Consider the following 22,040-nt stretch of genomic DNA (forward strand, 5'->3'; position numbering starts at 1 on the left):
CGACGCTAGAGGGTGAGGGACGGCTTGAGCTCCTGAAGACGCGACAGGAGGCCGTTGACGAAGCGCGGGGACTCGTCGGTCGACAGCTCGGTGGCCAGGTTGACCGCCTCGCTGACCGCGACCCCGTCCGGGACGTCGTCCACCCACAGCAGCTCGTAGGCGCCCATCCGCAGGATGTTGCGGTCGACGACCGGCATCCGCTCCAGCGTCCAGCCGGTGGCGTAGGTGGAGATCAGCTCGTCGATCCGCTCGTTGTGCTCCTGGACTCCCTCGATCAGCCGCACCGCGTGCCCGAGCTCGGCGAGCTCGTCCTGGTTCGGCCGCCCGCGCTGGGCGAGCACGTCGGTCGGCTTCTCCTCGCGCAGTTCCGCCGCGAACAGGATGTCCAGCGCGAGCTTGCGCGCCTTGGTCCGTGCGCTCAATGCCTCGCTCCGCTCGGCGGTTCGCAGCCGTTCTCACGCGGCGGCTTCCCTCGTCGCAAGCTCCTCAGTCCAGCCGCCGCGCGGCTGCTCACGGCCGCCACGTCAGCCGCGACCGAGGTACTCGCCGGAACGAGTGTCGACCTTGACCTTCTCGCCGGTGGTGATGAACAGGGGCACCTGGATCTGCGCGCCGGTCTCGAGGGTGGCGGGCTTGCTGCCGCCGGTGGAGCGGTCGCCCTGCAGGCCGGGCTCGGTCTCGGTGATCTGCAGGATCACCGCGGCCGGGAGCTCGACGTAGAGCGGGTTCTCGTTGTTGAACGCGATGACCGCGCCGCCCTCGGGCAGCAGGAACTTGGCCGCGTCGCCCACGGTGGCCGCGGGGATGTGCGGCTGGTCGTAGGTCTCGGTGTCCATGAAGACGAAGTCCTCGCCCTCGCGGTAGAGGTACTGCATCTCGCGCTTGTCGACGCTGGCCACCTCGACCTTGGTGCCGGCGTTGAAGGTCTTGTCGACGGTCTTGCCGGAGAGCACGTTCTTGATCTTCGTGCGGACGAAGGCCGGGCCCTTGCCGGGCTTGACGTGCTGGAACTCCTGAACGGTCCAGAGCTGGCCGTCGATGTTCAGCGTCATGCCGTTCTTCAGGTCGTTCGTCGTCGCCACGTGTTTCTCCTGGTCGCGGGCCTGCTCGCCGGGCCCGGGCTCGCGGGCTCAGAGGACGAGCAGTTCCTTGGTCGTCTTGGTGAGGAGCTCGGGGCCGTCGGTGCGGACCACGAGCGTGTCCTCGATGCGGACCCCGCCCCGGCCGGTGAGATAGACCCCCGGCTCCGCGGTGATCGGAACCCGATCCATCAGCTTACCGGTCTTGTCGTACCCCATGAGCGGAGCCTCGTGGATCTCGAGGCCGACGCCGTGTCCGAGACCGTGCGGGAAGTCGTCGCCGTGGCCCGCCGCCTTGACGATGTCGCGGGCGGCGGCGTCCACGTCCTTGGTCTCGGCGCCGGGCCTGGCCGCGTCGACGCCGGCCTGCTGGGCCCGCTTGACCAGGTCGTAGACCTCGCGCTGCCAGGCCGCGGGCTCGCCGACGGCGACGGTACGGGTCATATCGGCGTGGTAGCCGCCGTAGAGCGCGCCGAAGTCCATGGTCACCAGGTCGCCGGCGGCGATCTCGCGCGCGCCGGGACTGTGGTGCGGGACCGCGCCGTTCGGCCCGGACGCGATGATCGAGTCGAACGCGGGGGCCTCGGCGCCGAAGTCGACCATGTGACGCTCCAGCGCGATCGCGACCTCCCGTTCGGTCACGCCCGGCCTGATCATGGGCAGAATCGCCTCGAAGGCCCGGTCGGTGATCGCGCAGGCCTCGCGCAGCAGCGCCAGCTCGTCCTCGTCCTTGACCCGGCGCAGCTCCTCGACGAGGCGGCCGACCGGCTTGAACGCGATGCCGCCGTCGAGCGCGGCCAGCTCGGCGTGCTTCTCGACGGTGAGGTCGTGCGCCTCGAAGCCGAGGGTCTGGGCGCCGGAGTCGGCGGCGAGCGAGGTCAGCACCTCGGCGGTCTTGCGCTCGACGATCGTCTCCAGGTCGCCGGCGATCCGCGCCGCCGTGCCCGCGTAGCGCGCGTCGGTGGCGAGGACGGCCGGTCCGTCGGTGCGTACCAGCAGCGCGGCGTTGGAGCTGGCCAGGCCGGTCAGGTAGCGGACGTTGACCAGTCGCGTGACCAGGAGTGCGCCGGCGTCCCGCTCGGCGACCAGTGCGGCGAGCCGTTCGCGCCGCGCGTTGTGAACCTCACCCATGGCCCGACTCTAACCCGTTGTGTTCGGGCGATCGTCTCGGGGCGATCACAGAACATGAATATCCCTCGACTTAGCCGTGACCGCGCCACTACGTTGGGCCCCGCCAGTGATCGTTTCCCCCCGCCATTGGCCCGGCCTCAGGCCTAGTCCCCTAGGAGGGACCTTGACCGCAGTAAGCCGCCGCAGACTCCTTGGAACCGGCGCGCTCACCGCCGCCGCGGGCGCCGCGATGTCCGCGCTGCCCGCCTCCTCCGCCCGCGCCCAGACCTCACGGGCCGCGCCCCAGGACGCGCCGAACGCCTCGGCCGACGTGGTGATCGTCGGCGGCGGGCTCTCCGGGCTGACCGCCGCGCGGGACCTGATCGCCGCCGGCCGTTCGGTGATCGTGCTGGAGGCGCGCAACCGTGCCGGCGGGCGGGTGTACGGGATGCCGCTGGGCGACGGTACGACCAGCGAGGGCGGCGCCGAGTTCATCGGCTCGACCCAGACCCGCATCGCGGCGCTGGCCAAGGACATGGGCGTCGACACCTTCCCCACATACAACACGGGCAAGAACGTCTACTACCGCAACGGCAAGCGCTCCCTCTACGCCACCGACGGCATCCTGGGCGCGGTCCCGCCGGACTGGGGCGTCATCGATCTCGAGGTCGCGCTGCTGAACATCGGCAACATGGCCAAGAGCATCACGCCCGGCGAGCCGTGGAAGGCCGCCAAGGCCGAGGAGTGGGACAGCCAGACCTTCTACACCTGGTCGCGCGCCAACTCTCTCAGCAGCGGCGCGCGGTTCCTGCTGGACGAGTTCATCAGCTCCACGCTGTCGGTGCGCTCCAAGGACGTCTCGCTTCTGTACGTCCTGCACTACATCGCCTCGGCGGGCGGCGTGGACCCGCTCATCAACACCAAGGGCGGCGGACAGGAGACCCGGTTCGTCGGCGGGTCGCAGGAGGTGCCGCTGCGCCTGGCGGCCAAGCTCGGCGACGCGATCCGCTACAACGCGCCCGTACGCGGCATCGAGACCACCGGCAGCGGGGTCACGGTCACGGCGGACGGGGTCACGGTCACCGCCAAGAGGGCGATCGTGGCGATGTCCCCGGCCATCGCCGGGAAGATCGCCTTCTCCCCGGGGCTGCCCGCCTCGCGCGCGCAGCTCATGCAGCGCTACCCGATGGGCTCGATCGCCAAGTTCGTCGGCGTGTACGAGACGCCGTTCTGGCGGGCGGACGGCCTCACCGGGCAGGCGGTCGCCGACAGCGGGGCGATCGACGCGACGTTCGACAACAGCCCGCCGGACGCCTCGCGCGGCATCCTCATGGGCTTCATCAACCAGACCAACATCCGCAAGCTCGACGCCGCGTCCGCGGACGACATCAGGGCGGCCGGTCTGGACTCGTTCACCAAGCTCTACGGCGACAAGGCCGCCACGCCGGTGCTCACCGCGTTCCAGCGCTGGGACAACGAGGTGTGGAGCGGCGGCGGTCCGGTCGGCATCGCGCCGCCCGGCGTGCTCACCGAGTACGGACCGGCGCTGCGCACCCCGTGCGGCCCCGTGCACTGGGCGGGCACCGAGACGTCCGACATCTGGACCGGTTACATGGACGGCGCCGTGCGCTCCGGCGAACGCGTCGCCAAGGAGGTCCACGCCGCCCTGTAAATACGCCGATCTTGCTCTCAGCGCCCTGAGAACAGGCGGGGAAGGGCGCTGAGAGCAAGATCGGCGTGTTGTACGGGCTCGGCGAGGAGAGGGTCAGAGGTCGGCGGCCATCTCCTTGACCTTCTCGATCAGGCCGAGGCGGCTCTTGTGGTCCCCGGCGATGGGGGTCACGTTGAGCGTGGTGACGCCGGACTCCTTCATGGCGGCCAGGCGCTCGCGGACGTGGCCCTCGGAGCCGATGAGCGACATCTTCTCCAGCAGCTCGTACGGGACCTTGGCGGCGGCCTCGTCCTTCTTGCCGGCCAGGTAGAGGTCCTGGATCTCGTCGGCTTCCTTCTCCCAGCCGTAACGGCGGCAGAGGTCGTTGTAGAAGTTCTTGCCCTTGGCGCCCATGCCGCCGATGTAGAGGGCGGCCATCGGGCGGCCGAACTCCAGGAAGCCCTGGACGTCGTCGCCGATCGCCAGCGGCGCCTGGCCGACCACGTCCAGCTCGCCGAGCGAGGCGTCGCGCTTGGCCTTGCCCGCCGCCAGGGACGGGCCCCACACGTCGGCGGCCTTCTCGGGCAGGTAGAAGATCGGCTCCCAGCCGTTGGCGATCTCGGCGGTCAGCTCGACGTTCTTCGGGCCGATCGCGGCGACCAGGATCGGGATGTCGGCCCGCACCGGGTGGTTGATGATCTTCAGCGGCTTGCCGAGGCCGGTGCCCTGCCCCTCGGGCAGCGGCATCGTGTAGTGCTTGCCCCGGTGCTCCAGGCGCTCGCGGCGCCACACCTTGCGGCAGATCTCGATGATCTCGCGGGTGCGGCCGAGCGGCGCGGTGTAGGGCACGCCGTGGAAGCCCTCGATGACCTGCGGTCCGGACGCGCCGATGCCGAGCGTGAACCGGCCGTCGGACACGTAGTCCAGGCCCGCGGCGGTCTGCGCCATCGCGGTCGGGGTCCGGGAGTAGATGTTGAGGATGCCGGAGGCGATCTCCAGCCGCTCGGTCTTGGCGGCGATGTAGCCCATCTGGCTCACCGCGTCGAAGCTGTAGGCCTCGGCGACGTAGACGATGTCCAGCCCGGCCTTCTCGTAGTCGGACAGCTCTTCGACCGTCTCCTTGAAGCCGCCCGAGTAGCTGAGGGCCATCCCGATGCGCATCCCGCATCCCTTCATGAGTAAAACCGAACCAGATTCGAGTACGACGTAATCTAGTGCTTACGCCCGTTCAGGAGAACACGGGGCCGCGAAGCGCCTCGATGGCGCCCCGGTACATGTCCCTGCGGATCTTCCCGATGGTCGTGCCGTTCTTGGGTGCCAGCGAACCCGCCAGCTCGACCGCGGCGGGCAGCACGTCCGCCTCGGCGGCGGTCCGGTGCACGATCGCGGCCTCCTGGGCCTGCTCGGCGGTGTAGCGGCGCCCGGAGATCATCGCCTCGTGCGCGGTGGCGTGCGAGAGCCGCGCCTGGATCAGGGCGCTCATGCCGGGGGTGAAGCTCATTCCAAGGTCGACCTCGGGCAGGCAGAAGTAGCCGCGGTCGGTCCGCATGACCGAGAAGTCGTGCGCGAGCGTCAGCATCCCGCCACCGGCGAACGCGTGGCCGTTGATCGCGGCGACGGTGGGCAGCGGCAGCGACAGGACCCGGGCGTACATCCCGTTCACGCGCTTCAGGTAGTCCTCGAACCGGTCCTGGTTGGCGCCGAGCCAGTCCAGGTCCAGGCCGTTGGAGTAGAACTTGCCGGTGCCCGTGGTGACGAGCGCCTTCGGCCCGTCGGTCTTCTCGACGGTGTCGAGCGCGTCGTTCACCGCGTCGAGGAAGCCGGGGCTGAAGCGGTTCTCGTTGTCGTCGAACCGCAGGACGTACACGTCGCCGTCACGCTGGAGATCGATCACGCCAGGACTCCTTGCTGCTCCGTTGCCTGAGAAAACCCTACTTGTCGGTAACGGCGGGGGCCACGACCTCCCCCAGGTATGACGACCGTCATAACTCAGCGTTGCTATGACGATCGTCATAGTCAACCCGGGATCCTTATGATGAATGTCATAATCGACGCATGAGCACCGACAGCCGGGAACGCATGGTGCGCAGCGCGGCCTATCTCTTCCGCGAGCGCGGGTACAGCGGGACGGCGTTCCGCGACGTCATCGCGCACAGCGGCGCCCCGCGCGGATCGATCTACCACCACTTCCCCGAGGGCAAGGTGCAGCTGGCCGAGGAGGCGGTGCGCTACGCCGGTGAGTTCCTCAACTCGGGCATCGCGGCGGCGGCCGAGGGCGGCGACCCGGCCGCGGCGGTGGACGCGTTCACCGCGTGGTGGCGGCAGGTCCTGGTGAAGAGCGAGTTCCGGGCGGGCTGCCCGATCGTCGCGGTCACGGTCGAGTCGCACGACGACGCCCCGCAGCTGGCGAGGGCGGCCGCCGCCGCGTTCGACCGCTGGGAGGACACGCTGGCCACCTGCCTCGGCAACGCGGGCGTGGTGGACGAACGAGCGGGCCGCCTCGCACGCATGATCGTCGCCGCCGTCGAGGGCGCCACGATCCTGTGCCGCGCGCACCGCGACGTGAAGCCGCTGGACGACGTGGTCAGCGAGCTCAAGGCCCTGGTCGCGTCCGCGACGGGCTGAGCCACGGCCGGCCGAGCCACACAGAGCGCCGGGCTAGGAGGAGACCGGTGCGGGCTCGGGCTCGCGGGCCTGCGCCAGCTTGATCTGCCGGGCGAGCAGGAAGAGCGGGAAGGTGACGCTGATGGCGATCAGCAGCGAGCCGATCACGTACGCCCAGCCGTACCGGACGCCGACCCGGCGCGCCTCGATGACCATGAAGACGACCGCCGCGAGGCCGACGAAGACGATGTCGTTCGACAGCGACGCGGCGGCCGGGTTGGCCCAGGCGTCCTTGAGGAACCCCGTGAGGCCGCCGTTGTCGTCCTGCCCGAAGAACCGGATGTTCTGCGACCACGTGGCGATCAGCGCGCCGAACGCCAGCACGCCGTAGATCACGCAGATGGTCTTGTCCCGGCCGGTCACGGCGCCTCCCGTATAAGCAGACACTTACAACGCGGATACGCGGGACAGACTAGCGGGTCAGCCCTTGCTCTTCTCGGCGATCAGCTCGGCGACGGCCTGGAGGGCCAGCACGTACGACATCAGCCCGAACCCGGCGATCGTGCCGGTGGCGACGCCCGCGACCACGGAGTTGTGGCGGAACTCCTCGCGCGCGGCCGGGTTGGAGATGTGCACCTCGATCAGCGGCGCGGTCCGCTGCGCGAGCGCGTCCCGCAGGGCGTAGGAGTAGTGCGTGAACGCGGCCGGGTTCAGCACGATCGGGAGCCGTTCGTCGGCCGCCTGGTGCACCCAGCCGATCAGCTCTGCCTCGTCGTTGGTGTGCCGGACCTCGACGTGCAGGTCCAGGTGCCGCCCGGTCTCGCGGCACAGCGTCACCAGGTCCTCATAGGTGTCGGCGCCGTAGACGTCCGGCTCGCGGCTGCCGAGCCGCCCGAGGTTCGGGCCGTTCAGCACGAGCACGGTGTTCATCGGGCGACCTCCTGGTAGGCGGCGGCGAGCAGGTCCTCGTCGGGACCCTCCAGCCGGCCGGGCTCGGCGATGCCGTCGAGCACGACGAAGCGCAGCGTGGCACCGCGCGACTTCTTGTCGATGGTCATGGTCTTGCGCAGGCCGGGCCAGGCGTCGATGCCGTACGAGGTGGGCAGCCCGACCGAGGCGATCACCGCGCGGTGGCGGGCGACGATCTCCGGGGACAGCCGCCCGGCGCGGCGGGCCAGCTCGGCGGCGTAGATCATGCCGATGGCCACCGCGTGCCCGTGCCGGAACCGGTAGTCCTCGGCCTTCTCGATCGCGTGCGCGAGCGTGTGGCCGTAGTTGAGGATCTCCCGCAGCCCGGCCTCCCTGAGGTCGGCCGACACGACGTCGGCCTTGACCTGGATGGCGCGTTCGACCAGCTCACGGGTGTGCGGCCCGTCCGGCGCCGCGGCGCCCGCCGGGTCGTCCTCGACCAGCTCCAGGATCGTGGGGTCGGCGATGAAGCCCGCCTTGATCACCTCGGCGAGGCCGCTGATGTAGTCCTCGCGCGGCATCGTCATGAGCGTGGTGAGGTCGCACAGCACCCCGGCCGGCGGGTGGAACGCGCCGACGAGGTTCTTGCCCTCGGGGATGTTGATGCCGGTCTTGCCGCCGACGGCCGCGTCGACCATGCCGAGCAGCGTGGTCGGCACCAGGACGGCCTTCACGCCACGCAGCCAGGAGGCCGCGGCGAAGCCCGCCAGGTCGGTGGTGGCGCCGCCGCCCACGCCCACGACGGCGTCGGTACGGGTCATGCCGAGCTCGGCGAAGCGCGACCAGAGCCCGGCGAGCACGCCGACCTCCTTGGCGGCCTCGCCGTCGGGAACGGGCAGCGCGTGGACCGCGTACCCGGCCGCCTCCAGCGCACCGCACACCGGCCGCGCGATCTCCGGCAGGCCCTCGGCGTGCACCACGGCGACCGTACGGGCCCTGTCGCCGATCATCCCGGCCAGCTCGCCCAGCACACCGGTGCCGATCACCACGTCGTACGGGTCGGCGCCGCCCACCTGGACCCGCGACACCGTCATGAGAGCTTCCCCGCGAGCTCCTCGACGAGCTCGGCGGGCTCGCGGCCGTCGGTGACGATGGTGATCGTGCCGAGCCGCTCGTAGATCGGCAGCCGTTCCTCCAGCAGCTTGCGGAGCTGGCTGCGCGGGTTCATCACCAGCAGCGGCCGCGCCGAGGCGAGACCGACCCGCTTCACCGCCTCCGACAGCCCCACCTGCAGGTAGACCACGGTGTGCCCGGCCAGCAGCTCCTGGGTCGCGGGCGACATGATCGCCCCGCCGCCGAGGGCCAGGACGCCCTCGTGCTCCTCCAGCGCCGCCCGCACGGCGGCGTGCTCCAGCGCGCGGAAATGCTCCTCGCCGTCGTCGATGAAGATCTCGCCGATCGGCTTGCCCGCGGCGGCCTCGGTGTCGGCGTCGGTGTCGCGCAGCGCCACGCCGAGCCGCTCGGCCAGCGCCGCGCCGACCGTGGACTTGCCGGAGCCGGGCGGCCCGATCAGGACTGCCTTGGGTCGGGTCATGAGCTCTGCCTCGCCCTTACTTGATCGTGCGTTGTGTGATCGTGAGCTATTTGATCGTGAGCGACGACAGGTAGCCCCGCAGGTTGCGGGCGGTCTCCTCGACCGAGTCGCCGCCGAACTTCTCCAGCGCCGCGTCCGCCAGCACCAGCGCCACCATCGCCTCGGCGACCACCCCGGCCGCGGGCACGGCGGTGACGTCGCTGCGCTGGTTGATGGCCTTGGCGGGCTCGCCGGTCTTGACGTCCACGGTGTCCAGGCGCTTCGGCACGGTGGAGATCGGCTTCATCGCGGCCGACACCCGCAGTACCTCGCCGGTGGTCATGCCGCCCTCGACGCCCCCGGCCCGGTTGGTGCGGCGCCGCAGCCCCTCGGGGCCGCCGTCGATCTCGTCGTGCGCGCGCGACCCGGGCCGCCGGGCGGTCTCGAAGCCGTCACCGACCGCCACGCCCTTGATCGCCTGAATGCCCATGAGGATCCCGGCGAGGCGCGAGTCCAGCCGCCGGTCCCAGTGCACGTGGCTGCCGAGGCCGGGCGGGAGCCCGTACGCCAGCACCTCCACCACGCCGCCGAGCGTGTCGCCGGCCTTCTTGACCTCGTCGATGTGGGCGACCATCTCGGCCGAGGCCTCGGCGTCGAAGCACCGCACCGGGCTCTCGTCCACGGCCGCCAGGTCGTCCGGCTCGGGCAGCACGCCCGCCGGGGCGGACACCTCGCCGAGCGCGACGACGTGGCTGAGGACGTCCACGCCGAGCGCCTGCTTCAGGAACGCCTTGGCGACCTCGCCCAGCGCCACCCGCGCCGCGGTCTCCCGCGCGCTCGCCCGCTCCAGGACCGGCCGGGCGTCGTCGAAGCCGTACTTCTGCATGCCGACCAGGTCGGCATGGCCGGGCCGCGGCTGCGACAGCGGGGCGTTGCGGGCCTGCGCGGCCAGCACGTCAGGGTCGACCGGGTCGGCCGACATCACCGTCTCCCACTTGGGCCACTCGGTGTTGCCGACCTGGATCGCGACCGGCCCGCCCTGGGTCACCCCGTGCCGGACCCCGCCCAGGATCGTGACCTTGTCCTGCTCGAACTTCATCCGGGCTCCCCGCCCGTGCCCGAGTCGGCGGCGGCGCAGGGCCTCGGCGATGTCGTCCGAGGTCACGCGCACGCCTGCCGGAAGGCCCTCCACGATCGCGGTGAGGGCCGGGCCATGGGACTCCCCCGCGGTCAACCAGCGCAGCATGCGTCGATCCTAGTGACTCCGCCCCGGTGCCCGGCGCCGTGTCCAGCCCGTGAGAACGAGCCGGACGAACCTAACGGGGCAGTTTCGAGGCCGCCTCGGCCGCCACTGCGGAGACCGCGTCGATCGACTGTCTCCGATTCGGTGGTTTGGATCGGCTGTTCGACGCGAAAGTGACCTCCAGCAGCAAATTCCTGCTCCGTACCATGATCCGTCCGGGCGATCCCTCCTCCAAATAGGAGGCGAAGGCCTGGTCGCCGAGGCCGGTGAGGGGCTTGTAGTACTTCTCGTCGTCGCCGCTGATCGGCTGGCCGGCCTGGGCGTTCAGCTGGGAGGCCAGGTAGGCGCGGGCGGCGGCCTGCTCGGCCGCCCGCCGGTCGGCGCCGGGCCCCGAGGCGACCGTCACGGTCAGCACGCGGTCCTTGGCCCCCCAGGCGCAGGTGGACCGGCGGCCCTGAACGAGCACGCCGTCCTTGGCGACGTCGGTGTTCGGGGTCGGTGACCGGTGCCCCTTGATCACCTTGCCCAGGACCTTGCCGGAGACCAGCCCGCACGCGCTCGAAGGCGGCGCGAGCGGCGCTCCGGCGCCGCCACCGGTCCCGTAGGCGGGCGTGCCGTGCGGGGCCGAGCCGAGGCTCCGGGCGATCTCGGCGCTCGCCTTGAGTGCGCTCGCCCTGAGGCTCGCCTCCGCACGGGGCTTGGCCCCGCCGAAGCGATCGACCCCGTACGATACGCGCGCGACGACGTTGCCCACCCGGAACTGCGTCCAGCCGGCTCCGGTGCCCGCGCGGAAGCCGCCGACGCCGTCCTCGCCCACGCCGGTCAGCGGCTCGGGCTCGTCGTTGGAGTACCGCGCGAGCCCCGTGGCCGTGACCGCGTCGCCGAGCGGCGACGTGCGCACCCTGCCCCAGCGCAGCCCCGACGAGGAGATCGCCAAGACGCTCCCGGGCAGGTCCGCCACCGAGCCGCTCACGTAGGCGCGCAGCGACACCTCCAGGGACAGTGACTGCTCCCGCACGAACCACCGGCACTCTCCGAAGTCGCCGTTCTCCACCACCTCGGCCTTGGGGACGAGCGAGCGGAGGGTCGCGGCGGACAGGCCGCAGTCTCGCGGGAGCCGCTGCGTGACCGGCCCGGCCATGGGGGCGGCCCCCTGGGGCGACTTCAGCACGCCGGCGATGCCCAGGGCCGCCGTGTAGGCGCCCGCCAGCGCCTTGTCGCCTGGCAGGTCGGTGCGGTAGAGGGTCTTGGACTGGGTGTCCTCGCCCCTGTACAGGACATCGACCAGGACGTTCCGCAGGCGGAAGACCACCCGCCCGTAGTTCTGGTACTGCGACCAGGTGCCACCGAACGCCTGGTCGCCCAGCCCCTTCAGCGCGTGGAACCGCTCGGCGGCACCGGCCTTGCCCGTCCCGTCTCCCCGGGCCTCCCCGTGCAGCCTCAGGTAGGCGCGGGTGATCGCGCGGGCACCGGCGCCCGGCTCCCAGTCCGGCACGCTGCCGACCGTCACCTGGAGCACGCGGTTCCGGTCCACCTTCGCGCCGGCCGGCCCGGAGGCGTTCCACTCGCAGGTGTCGGTCGCGCCCCCGCGCAGCTGGGCGAACATCTGGGTGAGCTCCTGGTTCGCTTCGCCGCGCGAACGGTCCGCGCCGCGCACGAGCCTGTCGAGCGCGTCGCCCGGCACGGTGTCGCACACCCGGGGCAGCGCCGCGAAGCCCGGGGCGGCGCCGCCGACGGGCGTGGTGCCGGACGGGGACGGCTTGGCGGGAGCGCCCAGATTCTTGGCGATGTCGGTCGCGGCCTTGAGCGCGCCGGCCTCGGCCTTCGTCTCGGTCAGCCCGCGCCCGCCGTAGGTGACCCTGGTGTACGACCCCCGCAGGGTGAGGCTGATCTCCGCCTCTGCCTTGCCGTACGGGGACGAGGTGCGGGCGAGGGCCTCGTCGTCCCCGAGCCCTGAGAAGCGCTTGGGCGGCCGGGGACTGATCGCGTAGAGGGTGTCGGCCGATGACGTCACGACGGGCGGGGCGCCGCTCAGGCCGTCGTCGACCGTGAGGAACCGGTCGTCCCCGAACCAGTCGCAGGAGCGGTCACCGGACTTCTTCACGCCCGGGACCAACTCCTGGGCCGTGCCCTTGGACAGGCCACAGTCACCCTTCTTGAGCCCCTGTGAGACGGGAACGGTGTCGGCGGTGAACGCCGGTGACGCGAGCCGCCCCTCACCGCGTCCACCTTCGGAGGCCTTTCCCGAGGAGGACAGGACGACGGTCAGGACGACCGCCGTCACCGCCGCGGCCATGGCGGCGATCACCACCGTGGTACGGGACTTGAGCTGCGGCATGGCGGACTCCGGGTGCCGAAGAGTGGAACGATCGGATCTAGGACGTGGCGTTACGGACATCGGTTCGCGGCACCGGTGCCGGATGGCCGTTCAGAATGGTCCTGAACGGCGTTTACGCAGGTCACCCCGGGACCGTCCTGAACCGGGCACCATCGGGCGAATCGCCCGGTAATCTGGCCCACCGGGAATTGGATCTTCCGAACGTGGAGGTGGACCATGGTCGAGGACACCTGGCATCCGATCGGCATCGACACCTCCACCCCCAACGCGGCCCGCATGTACGACTACTTCCTGGGCGGCAAGGACCACTTTCCGGCCGACCGCGAGGCGGCGGACAAGATCCTGCTGTACGCGCCCGAGGTGCCCCACGTGGTGCGCGAGAACCGAGCGTTCCTGGCCCGCGTGGTCCGGCACCTCTGCGAGGCCGGAGTACGGCAGTTCCTCGACATCGGCACCGGCCTGCCGACCCAGAACGCGGTGCACGAGGTGGCGCAGCGGCACGCCCCGGACGCCCGCGTGGTGTACGTCGACAACGATCCCGTGGTGCTGACGCACGCCCGCGCCCTGCTCACCGGGGTCGGCGAGGTCAGCGTCGTGCAGGGCGACCTGCGCGAGCCCGAGGCGATCATGAAGGACCGGGACGTGCGGGCGGCGCTGGACTTCGACGAGCCGGTCGCGGTCCTGCTGCTGGCGATCCTGCACTTCATCCCGGACGGCGAGGACCCGGCCGGGCTGGTGCGGCGGCTGCTCGCGCCGCTGCCGCGCGGGTCGTACGTCGTCCTCACGCACGCGACCCCGCAGGACAGCAACGAGGCCGACATCCCGAAGGTCATGGGGGTCTACAACTCCTCGACCTCGCCGGTGACGCTGCGAGACAAGGAGCAGATCTCCACGTTCTTCGGCGGCTACGACCTGATCGACCCCGGCCTGGTCTACGTCTCGCAGTGGCGGCCGCACGCCGCGCGCAGGCTCACCGGTCCCGACCGTTCGCGCGCGTACGGCGGCGTCGCGCACATCTAGAGCCGCGCGCATCTAGAGCCGCGCACGTCCAGGGCCGCGCACATCTAGAGCCGGTCGCGCGCATTTAGAGTCGGGGGATGCAGGACTCCCCGGAACAGGCGGCGCTGGCGCTCTTCCGCCACGTCGCCGCCACGGTCCCCGCGTACGCCGCCTTCCTCGCCGAGCAGGGGATCGACCCCGCGCGGGTCACCGGCCTGGCCGAGGTACCGCTGACGACCAAGGCCAACTACGTGCGCCGCCATCCGCTGCCCTCGCGCTGCCGCGACGGCGTCATCGGCGACATGCTCGCGGTCTCGTCAGGCTCGACGGGCGAGCCCACGTTCTGGCCCCGCTCCCCCGCCGACGAGGCCGCCGTCGCCACCCGCTTCGACCAGGTGTTCTCCGCCTTCGAGTCGAACGAGCGCGCCACCCTGGCCGTGGTCTGCTTCGCCCTCGGCACCTGGGTGGGCGGCCTCTACACGACCGCGTGCCTGCGTCACCTGGCGGCGCGCGGCCACCGGATCACCGTCGTCGCGCCCGGCAGCGACAAGCGCGAGATCCTGCGCGTCCTGCCCGAGCTCGGCCCGCACTTCGACCAGGTCGTCCTGCTCGGCTACCCGCCGTTCCTCAAGGACGTGATCGACACCGGCCGGGCGCAGGGCGTGCCGTGGGCCGACTACGACCTCAAGCTGGTGACGGCGGGCGAGGTCTTCAGCGAGGAGTGGCGGTCCCTGATCGCCGAACGGACCGGCATGCGCGACCCGGCCCGTTCCACCGCGTCCCTGTACGGCACCGCCGACGCGGGCGTGCTCGGCAACGAGACGCCGCTGTCCATCGAGATCCGCCGCTCGCTCTCCCCCGAGGTCGCCCGGGAGCTGTTCGGCGAGTCACGGCTGCCCACGCTCCTGCAATACGACCCGTACCTGCGCTTCTTCGAGGAGCAGGACGGCACGCTGCTGTTCACCGGCGACAACGGCGCTCCCCTGATCCGGTACCACATCGCCGATGAGGGGGGCCTGATCCCGTACGAGGAGATGCTGGCCTTCCTGGACCGCCACGGCCTGTCCCCCAAGACCGACGGCCCTCAGCTGCCGTTCGTGTACGTCTTCGGCCGCAGCCACTTCACCGTGTCCTTCTACGGCGCGAACGTCTACCCCGAGAACATCACGGTCGGCCTGGAACAGCCGCCGGTCAGCCCTCACGTGACGGGCAAGTTCGTCCTGGAGGCCCGGGAGACCGAGGACCGCGACCGCGCCCTCACCGTCACGGTCGAACTGGCCCCGGCCGCGGACCCGCCCGCCGACTTCGCGGACACGGTCGCCGACTCGATCCTGGAACACCTGCTGCGCCTCAACAGCGAGTACGCGCACTACGTCCCGGAGGGGCGGCGGCGGCCGGTGGTACGGCTAAGGCCGCTCGGGGACGCCGAGTACTTCCCGCCGGGCGTCAAGCACCGCTACACCAGGCCGCCGGACAGGTCCTTGCCATAGCAGCGGCTGGTCTCCGAGCCGCTGTAGAAGCCGAACTTGGGGATCGCCAGGTATCCGGACGAGGTGTAGAGGGCGATGGCCTCCGGCTGGTTGATGCCGGTCTCCAGGACCATGCGCCGCCGGCCTCGTTCCAGCGCCGAACGCTCCAGGTCGGCCAGCAGGGCCCGCGCCAGACCTCGGCCGCGGGCCCGCTCGGCCACGTACATCCGCTTGAGCTCGGCGTCGCCGTCCAGGAAGTTCGGCTCGCCGTCGTGGCCGCGCCACCCGCCGCACGCGACCGGCTCGCCGTCCAGCCAGCCGACGACGAAGTGGCCGAGCGGCGCGGTGAAGTCGGCCGGGTCGGTCGGGGTCTCGTCCTCGCTGCCGTAGCGGGCGACGTACTCCTGCTGCACCTGCGCGACCAGCCTCTTCGCGACCGGATCGTCATAGCCGCAGACCACGATCTTCATGGTCGAAAGGGTATGCGAGGTCCCCGACTAGGCGATCTCGCGCCAGTCGACCACCGGCGCGACGAGATCACGGATGGCGGCGAGGAAGCCGAGCCGGTTGGCGCGGACCGCCTCGTCCTTGTCCATGACCATGACGTCGTCGAAGTAGGCGTCGATCGGCTCGGCCAGCGGCAGCGCGGCGGCGGTGAACTCCGGCAGCGCCGGGTAGCGCGGCATCTCCGCCTGCACCTCCAGGAACGTCTCGTGCAGGCGCCGCTCGGCGTCCTCCTGGAAGAGCGCGAGGTCGTAGCCCGCGACCGTGTCCTCCGGGACGATGCGCAGGACGCGCTGGAGGGCGGCGGTGAGGCGCTGGAAGCTCTCGTCGGCGAGGAGTTTGGTGAGGTCGCCCGCGGCGCGTTCGGCGTGCGCGGGCGATCCGGCGTGCGGCATGACGGCCCGGACGACGTTCACCGGGTGGCCCTCATCCAGCAGCGACTGCTCCAGGCGGCGGGCGACGAAGCGTTCCGCCTCGGCCAGGGCCTCGTCGCTCACCTCGACGGGCTGGCGCCAGCCCGCGATCCCGAGGGCCTGCCCGACGGTGAGCGGTGCCAGGCCCGGCACGGCGCGCATGACGGCGGTGAGCGCCAGGGCCGCGCGGCGCAGCCCGAACGGGTCGGAGCTGCCGGTGGGCGCGGACCCGACGGCGAACAGGCCCGCCAGCAGGTCGAGGCGGTCGGCGATCGCCAGCAGCGCGCCGACCGTGCTGGTCGGCAGCGCGTCGCCGGCGGAACGGGGCAGCTCCATCTCGTACAGGGCCTGCGCGACGGTCTCGCTCTCGCCGGAGCGCAGGGCGTACTCGCGGGCCATGGTCCCGGCGAGGCTGGACAGCTCGATCACCATCGAGGACGCGAGGTCGAACTTGGCGAGCTCGCCCGCGCGGTGCAGCGCCTCGTGGTCCTCGGGGTGCAGGTCCAGGTGGGAGGCCAGCTCGGCGGCGATGCCGCGGATGCGGGTCGAACGGTCGGCCATCGAGCCGAGCCGGTCGGCGAAGGTGAGCTTGTCCAGCCCCTCCTTCATGTCCAGCGGGGCGGTGCGCAGGTCGTGCTGGAAGAAGAACGCGGCGTCCTCGTAGCGGGCGCGCAGCACCGCCTCGTTCCCGGCGCGGACGGCGTCGTGGTCGCAGTCGCCGTTCGCGACCGTGACGAAGTGCGGCAGCAGCCTGCCGTTCGCGTCCCGCACCGGCAGGTAGCGCTGGTGCTTCTTCATCACGGTGGTGAGGATCGGCTCGGGCAGCTCGAGGTAGCGCTCGTCGAACGAGCCGCGGATCACCACGGGCTCCTCGACCAGGTTCACGACCTCCTCGACGAGGGCGTGCTCGCCGGGGAAGTCGATCACGCCGCCGACCTCGCGGGCGAGCGGCTCGGCGGTCTCGACGATGCGGGTCCGGCGGCGCGCGGGCGACGGCTCGATGCCGTGCGCGCGCAGCGTCTCCAGCAGCGCGGTCGCGGACGGCACCTCGACGGTGGCGGGCCGGTGGACGCGGGTGGTGCGGCCGGAGGTCATGTTCGCCACGGTGAACGGGACGACCTGGTCGTTCAGCAGCGCCACCAGCCAGCGGATCGGGCGGCTGTAGGACAGGCCCGGGGCGTTCCAGCGCATGTTCTTGTCGGCGCGCAGGCCCTCGACGATGCCGGGCAGGGCCTCGGCGAGCACCTGCGCGACCGGGCGGCCGGTCACCTGCCGGACGAACCCGGCGTACTCGATGTCGCCGACCGTGACCGTGCGGACCTGGTCGAGCTCCACGCCCCGGCCGCGCGCGAAGCCCTGCAGCGCCTTGGTCGGGTTGCCGTCGGCGTCGTAGGCGGCCTGGACGCGCGGGCCCTTCACGACCTGCTCGGTGTCGGGCTCGCGGGCGGCGACCTCGGGGATCACCACGATCAGACGCCGTGGCGTCGCGTAGACGTCGACGAGCGTCCCGTCGTCGTAGACGCCGGCCTCGCCCAGGGTCTCGATGAGCCGCTGCGCGACGTGCCGGGCCGCGGGCTCGGCGACGTCCGGCGGCAGCTCCTCGACGCCGATCTCGAACGCGAACGCGCCGTGGCCCTCGATCGCGGGCAGCTCACCCGGCGCCGGGAGCTCGACCGGGCGGACGACGGCGTTGCCCAGCGGGTGCTCCAGCTCGGCGCGGCGCTCGACCCACAGCTGCGCGACCTCGTGCGCGAGGCCGCGCATCCGGCCGAACGCGCGGGCACGCTCGGTGGTGCCGATCGCGCCGCGCGAGTCGAGCACGTTGAACGCGTGCGAGCACTTCAGCACGTAGGTGTGCGCGGGCACCGGGAGCCGCGCGTCCAGCATCCGCCGCGCCTCGGAGGCGTAGGCCTCGAACAGCTCGCGGTTGGTGTCGATGTCGGCGTCGTCGAGGTAGTAGCGGCTCATCTCGTACTCGGCCTGGCCGAACGCCTCACCGTAGGAGATGCCCGGCGCGTACGCGATGTCCTTGAAGTGGGAGACCCCCTGGAGCGCCATGATGATGCGCTCCATGCCGTAGGTGATCTCGACCGACACCGGGTTGAGGGTGAGCCCGCCCGACTGCTGGAAGTAGGTGAACTGGGTGATCTCCAGCCCGTCCAGCCAGACCTCCCAGCCGAGGCCCCACGCGCCGAGCGCGGGCGAGGCCCAGTTGTCCTCGACGAACCGGACGTCGTGGGCGTTCAGGTCGATCCCGATGGCCTCCAGGCTGCCCAGGTAGAGCTGCTGGGAGTCCCCGGGCTCGGGCTTGAGGATCACCTGGAACTGGGTGTGGGTCTGCAACCGGTTGGGGTTGTCGCCGTACCGTGAGTCGTCGGGGCGCACGCTCGGCTCCACGTAGGCGACCCGCCACGGCTCCGGTCCGAGCACCCGCAGCGCCGTGCCGGGGTTCAGGGTTCCCGCGCCGACCTCGGTGTTCATCGGCTGGGTGATGAGGCAACCGTGCCCCGCCCAGTAATCGGTGAGCCGGATCAGGGCGTCCTGCATGGTCAGCACGGGTTTTCCTCCGGGATCGAAAGGGGCTCCCAGCGTAGAGCTTCAGCTCGCGTGAAGGAGAATCGCGATCAAGGATCCCAGCAGCATGTACGGACCGTAGGGAAACTGCGATTTCCGCCCGGCCCGCCGGGCCGCCAGCAAGACCACGCCCGCGATGCCCGCCAGGAAGACCGTCGCGACCAGGCCGAGCACCCAGGCCTGCCAGCCGAGCCACCCGAGGCCGAGGCCCAGCACGCCGCCGAGCTTGGCGTCTCCCGCGTACATCGCGCCCACGGGCAGGAACATCACCTGCAGCGCGAACCACGCGTACAGCGCCGCCATCCCGATCAGCGCGTGCAGGAAGCGGGCGCCGCCGTCGTCGGTGAAGAACGCGGCGACCCCGAGCAGCGCGGCGACGATGCCGTACGACGGAAGGGTCAGCGGGTCGGGCAGCCGCTGGATCGCGGCGTCGATCACCCCGAGCGCCACGCCCACGACACCCAGGTAGAGAAAGGCCGGAAGGTCGGGCCGCAGCCCGATCCGCCAGACCAGCAGCCCGCACACGACGACGCAACAGGCGGCCACGAGCACGGGCCGGGCACGCAGCGGCTCGGACCAGTGCGGAGCCGGGGGCGGAGCGGAGGGCGGGGCGTCGTCCACGGCGCCGACCCTACCGGGCGTCCTACCGGGCGCCTCCGCGCATGACGTTCAGCTCGACGCCGCCGACGATCCGGCCGCGCAGCAGCTCGGCCAGCCGGTCGGAGACCCGCTGCACGGTGACCCGCTCGTCGTGGCCGGGCACGATCGCGAACCGCACGGCGAGCTCGGCGCCCGCGCCCTTGCTCACCCGCACGCCCGCGACCCCGGTCTCGGAGCCGAACGCGGCCTCGATCGCGGCCAGCACCTCGGGGTCCTCGTGCGGCGGCGGGATCGGGCGGCCCTCGGCCAGCAGGTGCAGCCGGAGCCCGTCGACCGCGAACGGCACGGGGCCCGCGACGTCCACCACCAGCGCCTGCGCGCCCTCGTCGAGCGCGGCCAGGCACGCCTGCCGGGCGTGCACCGCCACGGGCCTTGCCTCCGGGCGCCACGCCTTCAGCGCCTCCATGCTGGTGAAGCCGAGCACGCCGCGGCGGCCGTCCTCGCCCATCAGGGTGGGCAGCGCCATGTCGGAGTTCTTCTCGCGGCGCAGCTCGCCCGGGCCGACCTCCTCTTCCTCGGTGAGCACGGCGACGACGGGCACCAGCAGGCGCGAGTCGTAGAGCTCCTCGAGGACCCGGTGCTCGCCGACGCGCCCCGCGGCGTAACCGGCGAGCGCCTCGGCCAGCCGAGGATCGGCGCTCCCGTCGTCCGCGGGGAACTGGGGTTCGGGAATGGTCTTTCCGGACACGGCCATGAGGCTATAACCTCTCGCGACCGCGGAGGGTACTTAATTCAATACTCTCCGATATCCGGAGCTGTCAGCCCAGGTCAGCGATGGCGGCGACGGTGCCTCCTCCGGAGGGGCCCTGGTGGACGGCGGCGACCGAGACGAACACGGCCGGGTCGCCGGTGACCGAGGCGGCGACGCCGCCGACGCAGGCCTTGATCTGGCGGTGCCAGTGCACGTCGGAGTCGTCGAGCATGATGTTGCGGCGGCCGCGGACCGAGCCGGTCGGGTCGGCCTCGCACTTGATGAAGACGTTCACGAGCCGGTCGCCCAGGTCGCTCGGGTGCGGCCGGTCGGGCAGGTCGAGGCCCGTGCCGCGGACGGCGTCCCAGATGCCGTCGGCGTCCAGCGCGTCCTTCATCACACCGTGGCCCGCGCGGTAGCGGCCGCCGACGCCGCGCACGTTGCCGACCACGACGATCTGCGCGCGGTCCAGCTCCACCCCCGACGAGCAGGACGCGACCGAGGAGTACAGGGACAGGTCGTGGTGGATCTGCTCGGCGGCGGGCATCTCGATCTCGCCGAGCGCGACGGCGATGCCGAGCGCGGTGGTCGAGTTGGAGATGTCCATCGACTTCAGCGTGTCCTCGGTGACGACGGTGTGACCGCGCCGCTTGGCGTCGTTGATGGTGTCGAGGGTGAGCAGCGGCGTCTTGGTCTGCACGTAGTGCACGTCGGCGGCGTCGTCGATCCCGGCGATCTTCATGGCGTCGCGGACGCCGGCGGCGACGGTCTCGACCATCGCTGGGCGGCCGATGTCCTCGGGCGCGATGATCTCGCTCATCGCGACGCCGACCGACAGCCGCGGCTCGGCGGAGGCGGGGACCGACGCCGGGTCGGCGGTGGCGAAGACGGTGGCGTGCGGGCTCAGCACGCCGTCGGTGCCGCCCGACCAGACCAGCGGCACCCGCGCGACCTCGTCGGCGGTGCGGGTGCCCTTGGCGAGCAGCACCTCGCGGAACGCGCGGTCGGCCAGGATGCGTGTGTAGTCGTTCACGCCGCCGTTGCCCTCGGTCTTGCCGACGACGGCCAGGACCCGATCGGCCTCCAGCACGCCGTCGTCGATCAGGCGGGCCAGCCCCGAGGCGTCGGTGACGCTCTCGATGGGCACCTTCCGGACTTCGATCGGATCGGGCACGTGACTACTCCTCGATGATGGTCCCTGCCTTGCCCTCGACCGCGTCGGTGATGCGGCCGAGCGAGCTGATGGCCGCCCGTTTCCCGCCGGCCGCCACGAAGCGCAGCAGGGCCTCGACCTTAGGGCCCATGCTGCCGCCGGCGAAATGCCCGGCGGCGGCGAGCGTGCGCAGCTCGGCGGAGGTGGTGCGGTGCAGCGGGCGTTCGGCGGGCGTACCGAACCCCACCATGACGTGCTCCACGTTGGTGGCGATCACCAGCGTGCCCGCGCCGAGCCGCCGGGCGAGCAGCGCGCTTGCCAGGTCCTTGTCGATGACGGCCTCGACGCCGCGCAGCTCCCCGCCCTGGCGGACGACCGGCACTCCCCCGCCGCCCGCGGCGACCACGACGTGCCCGGCTGCCATCAGCACCGCCGCCGCGTCGGCGTCCAGGATCTCCAGCGGGTCGGGCGAGGCGACCACCCGCCGCCAGCCGCGTTCGCCGAACGACTTCCAGGACTGGCCGATCGCCATGAAGCGGCGCGCCTCGTCCACCGGGAAGTAGCGCCCGACCGGCTTGACCGGGTCGGTGAAGCCCCGGTCGGCCGCGTCCACCAGCGTGCGGGTGACGACCGCGCTCACCGGCCGGGCGGCGCCGCGGGCCGCCAGGGCCCGCTCCAGCGCGTTCATGATGAGGATGCCGATGGTGGCCTGGGTCTGCGCGCCGCACCAGTCCAGCGGCACCGGCGGCACGACCGTGGCGGCGAGCTGGTTCTTGATGAGCAGGTTGCCCACCTGCGGGCCGTTGCCGTGCGTGACCGCGACCTGGGCGCCGGCGGCGACCAGGTCGGCCACGTGCTCCATGGCCCCGGTGACGGCCGCCGCCTGAGCTGCCGGCGTGGCGCTCCCGTCCGGCCCGGTCATGGCGTTCCCGCCGAGCGCGATAAGGACCCTCTCGCCGTTGAGGGGTCCGGTCACCTCACTGGTCACGCTGCGACGTTACTGGCGGAACGACCGGTGCTCACTGGCGGAATCCGCCCAACGAGCACCGGCCGTTCGGCAACACTCGCCC

General features: G+C 71.7%; 21 protein-coding genes. 4 read left to right on the forward strand and 17 right to left on the reverse strand.

All coding sequences use genetic code 11. The features are described from left to right. Positions 1–5: 5 nt before the first annotated feature. From nusB to J4573_RS35010, 3 genes are all read right to left on the reverse strand, one after another. Positions 6–422: a transcription antitermination factor NusB gene (nusB, locus tag J4573_RS35000; protein ID WP_208260301.1), complete on the reverse strand. Its 417-nt coding sequence runs from the start codon at positions 420–422 to the stop codon at positions 6–8. Positions 423–524: 102 nt separating this feature from the next. After that, positions 525–1,082 (reverse strand): elongation factor P, encoded by a 558-nt coding sequence (gene efp, locus J4573_RS35005; protein ID WP_208260303.1) that lies wholly within the window; start codon positions 1,080–1,082, stop codon positions 525–527. Positions 1,083–1,130: 48 nt separating this feature from the next. Further along, positions 1,131–2,210 carry a M24 family metallopeptidase gene (locus J4573_RS35010; RefSeq protein ID WP_208260305.1) on the reverse strand — a complete coding sequence of 360 codons (1,080 nt, stop codon included), beginning with the start codon at positions 2,208–2,210 and terminating at the stop codon, positions 1,131–1,133. Positions 2,211–2,373: 163 nt separating this feature from the next. On the opposite strand from J4573_RS35010, the gene J4573_RS35015 reads away from it, so the two are divergent. Beyond that, a complete protein-coding gene (locus J4573_RS35015) occupies positions 2,374–3,861 on the forward strand; it encodes a flavin monoamine oxidase family protein (RefSeq protein ID WP_208260307.1) in 1,488 nt (495 codons plus the stop codon). A gap of 93 nt (positions 3,862–3,954) precedes the next feature. Here J4573_RS35015 and J4573_RS35020 read toward each other — a convergent pair whose 3' ends face one another. Together J4573_RS35020 and J4573_RS35025 are read right to left on the reverse strand one after the other, a co-directional pair. After that, positions 3,955–5,001: an LLM class F420-dependent oxidoreductase gene (locus J4573_RS35020; protein WP_208260309.1), complete on the reverse strand. Its 1,047-nt coding sequence runs from the start codon at positions 4,999–5,001 to the stop codon at positions 3,955–3,957. A 67-nt stretch (positions 5,002–5,068) separates the two neighbouring features. Beyond that, on the reverse strand, positions 5,069–5,734 hold the full coding sequence (locus tag J4573_RS35025) for an enoyl-CoA hydratase/isomerase family protein (protein WP_208260311.1): 666 nt from the start codon (positions 5,732–5,734) through the stop codon (positions 5,069–5,071). Between the two features lie 161 nt (positions 5,735–5,895). On the opposite strand from J4573_RS35025, the gene J4573_RS35030 reads away from it, so the two are divergent. Continuing rightward, on the forward strand, positions 5,896–6,465 hold the full coding sequence (locus J4573_RS35030) for a TetR/AcrR family transcriptional regulator (RefSeq protein WP_208260313.1): 570 nt from the start codon (positions 5,896–5,898) through the stop codon (positions 6,463–6,465). Between the two features lie 33 nt (positions 6,466–6,498). On the opposite strand, the gene J4573_RS35035 is transcribed toward J4573_RS35030, so the two are convergent. From J4573_RS35035 to J4573_RS35060, 6 genes are all read right to left on the reverse strand, one after another. Next, positions 6,499–6,867 carry a DUF2834 domain-containing protein gene (locus J4573_RS35035; RefSeq protein WP_208260315.1) on the reverse strand — a complete coding sequence of 123 codons (369 nt, stop codon included), beginning with the start codon at positions 6,865–6,867 and terminating at the stop codon, positions 6,499–6,501. 57 nt (positions 6,868–6,924) lie between these two features. Beyond that, positions 6,925–7,374, reverse strand: a complete 450-nt coding sequence (gene aroQ / locus J4573_RS35040; protein WP_208260317.1) for a type II 3-dehydroquinate dehydratase — start codon at positions 7,372–7,374, stop codon at positions 6,925–6,927. Further along, on the reverse strand, positions 7,371–8,447 hold the full coding sequence (gene aroB, locus J4573_RS35045) for a 3-dehydroquinate synthase (protein ID WP_208260319.1): 1,077 nt from the start codon (positions 8,445–8,447) through the stop codon (positions 7,371–7,373). The genes aroQ and aroB overlap by 4 nt, the downstream gene beginning before the upstream one ends. Further along, a complete protein-coding gene (locus J4573_RS35050) occupies positions 8,444–8,947 on the reverse strand; it encodes a shikimate kinase (protein ID WP_208260321.1) in 504 nt (167 codons plus the stop codon). Before J4573_RS35050 ends, aroB begins: the two co-directional genes overlap by 4 nt. 46 nt (positions 8,948–8,993) lie before the next feature. Then, the gene (gene aroC / locus J4573_RS35055) at positions 8,994–10,172 is read right to left on the reverse strand and encodes a chorismate synthase (RefSeq protein ID WP_208260328.1); all 1,179 of its coding nucleotides are present in this window, start codon (positions 10,170–10,172) and stop codon (positions 8,994–8,996) included. Positions 10,173–10,242: 70 nt separating this feature from the next. Beyond that, positions 10,243–12,507 (reverse strand): hypothetical protein, encoded by a 2,265-nt coding sequence (locus J4573_RS35060; protein WP_208260330.1) that lies wholly within the window; start codon positions 12,505–12,507, stop codon positions 10,243–10,245. 216 nt (positions 12,508–12,723) lie between these two features. On the opposite strand from J4573_RS35060, the gene J4573_RS35065 reads away from it, so the two are divergent. Then, on the forward strand, positions 12,724–13,527 hold the full coding sequence (locus J4573_RS35065; protein WP_208260332.1) for an SAM-dependent methyltransferase: 804 nt from the start codon (positions 12,724–12,726) through the stop codon (positions 13,525–13,527). 77 nt (positions 13,528–13,604) lie between these two features. Further along, complete coding sequence (locus J4573_RS35070) at positions 13,605–14,996, forward strand: phenylacetate--CoA ligase family protein (protein WP_208260334.1); 1,392 nt, start codon at positions 13,605–13,607, stop codon at positions 14,994–14,996. On the opposite strand, the gene J4573_RS35075 is transcribed toward J4573_RS35070, so the two are convergent. The 6 genes from J4573_RS35075 to J4573_RS35100 form a co-directional block, all read right to left on the reverse strand. Continuing rightward, positions 14,963–15,445, reverse strand: a complete 483-nt coding sequence (locus tag J4573_RS35075; RefSeq protein WP_208260336.1) for a GNAT family N-acetyltransferase — start codon at positions 15,443–15,445, stop codon at positions 14,963–14,965. The genes J4573_RS35070 and J4573_RS35075 overlap by 34 nt on opposite strands. Before the next feature lie 27 nt (positions 15,446–15,472). Continuing rightward, positions 15,473–18,439 carry a glycine--tRNA ligase gene (locus J4573_RS35080; RefSeq protein ID WP_208260626.1) on the reverse strand — a complete coding sequence of 989 codons (2,967 nt, stop codon included), beginning with the start codon at positions 18,437–18,439 and terminating at the stop codon, positions 15,473–15,475. 51 nt (positions 18,440–18,490) lie between these two features. Beyond that, positions 18,491–19,087, reverse strand: coding sequence for a prepilin peptidase (locus J4573_RS35085; protein ID WP_208260337.1), 597 nt, complete (start codon positions 19,085–19,087; stop codon positions 18,491–18,493). Between the two features lie 22 nt (positions 19,088–19,109). Continuing rightward, positions 19,110–19,814: an SseB family protein gene (locus tag J4573_RS35090; protein ID WP_208260339.1), complete on the reverse strand. Its 705-nt coding sequence runs from the start codon at positions 19,812–19,814 to the stop codon at positions 19,110–19,112. A 70-nt stretch (positions 19,815–19,884) separates the two neighbouring features. After that, entirely contained in the window at positions 19,885–20,991 is a 1,107-nt protein-coding gene (gene bar / locus J4573_RS35095) for a barbiturase (protein WP_208260341.1), read from the reverse strand. Positions 20,992–20,995: 4 nt separating this feature from the next. After that, positions 20,996–21,958 carry a carbamate kinase gene (locus J4573_RS35100; RefSeq protein ID WP_307797147.1) on the reverse strand — a complete coding sequence of 321 codons (963 nt, stop codon included), beginning with the start codon at positions 21,956–21,958 and terminating at the stop codon, positions 20,996–20,998. Positions 21,959–22,040: the final 82 nt, after the last annotated feature.

The sequence above is a fragment of the Actinomadura barringtoniae genome (genome assembly GCF_017573505.1).
Classification (GTDB): Bacteria; Actinomycetota; Actinomycetes; order Streptosporangiales; family Streptosporangiaceae; genus Spirillospora; species Spirillospora barringtoniae.

Excerpts from the sequence above, each read along its gene's own strand:
- J4573_RS35010 (WP_208260305.1), bottom strand. The coding sequence starts at position 2,210 with ATGGGTGAGGTTCACAACGCGCGGCGCGAACGGCTCGCCGCACTGGTC.
- J4573_RS35020 (WP_208260309.1), bottom strand. The coding sequence starts at position 5,001 with ATGCGCATCGGGATGGCCCTCAGCTACTCGGGCGGCTTCAAGGAGACG.
- J4573_RS35030 (WP_208260313.1), top strand. The coding sequence starts at position 5,896 with ATGAGCACCGACAGCCGGGAACGCATGGTGCGCAGCGCGGCCTATCTC.
- aroQ (WP_208260317.1), bottom strand. The coding sequence starts at position 7,374 with ATGAACACCGTGCTCGTGCTGAACGGCCCGAACCTCGGGCGGCTCGGC.
- aroB (WP_208260319.1), bottom strand. The coding sequence starts at position 8,447 with ATGACGGTGTCGCGGGTCCAGGTGGGCGGCGCCGACCCGTACGACGTG.
- J4573_RS35050 (WP_208260321.1), bottom strand. The coding sequence starts at position 8,947 with ATGACCCGACCCAAGGCAGTCCTGATCGGGCCGCCCGGCTCCGGCAAG.
- aroC (WP_208260328.1), bottom strand. The coding sequence starts at position 10,172 with ATGCTGCGCTGGTTGACCGCGGGGGAGTCCCATGGCCCGGCCCTCACC.
- J4573_RS35060 (WP_208260330.1), bottom strand. The coding sequence starts at position 12,507 with ATGCCGCAGCTCAAGTCCCGTACCACGGTGGTGATCGCCGCCATGGCC.
- J4573_RS35065 (WP_208260332.1), top strand. The coding sequence starts at position 12,724 with ATGGTCGAGGACACCTGGCATCCGATCGGCATCGACACCTCCACCCCC.
- J4573_RS35070 (WP_208260334.1), top strand. The coding sequence starts at position 13,605 with ATGCAGGACTCCCCGGAACAGGCGGCGCTGGCGCTCTTCCGCCACGTC.
- J4573_RS35075 (WP_208260336.1), bottom strand. The coding sequence starts at position 15,445 with ATGAAGATCGTGGTCTGCGGCTATGACGATCCGGTCGCGAAGAGGCTG.
- J4573_RS35080 (WP_208260626.1), bottom strand. The coding sequence starts at position 18,439 with ATGCAGGACGCCCTGATCCGGCTCACCGATTACTGGGCGGGGCACGGT.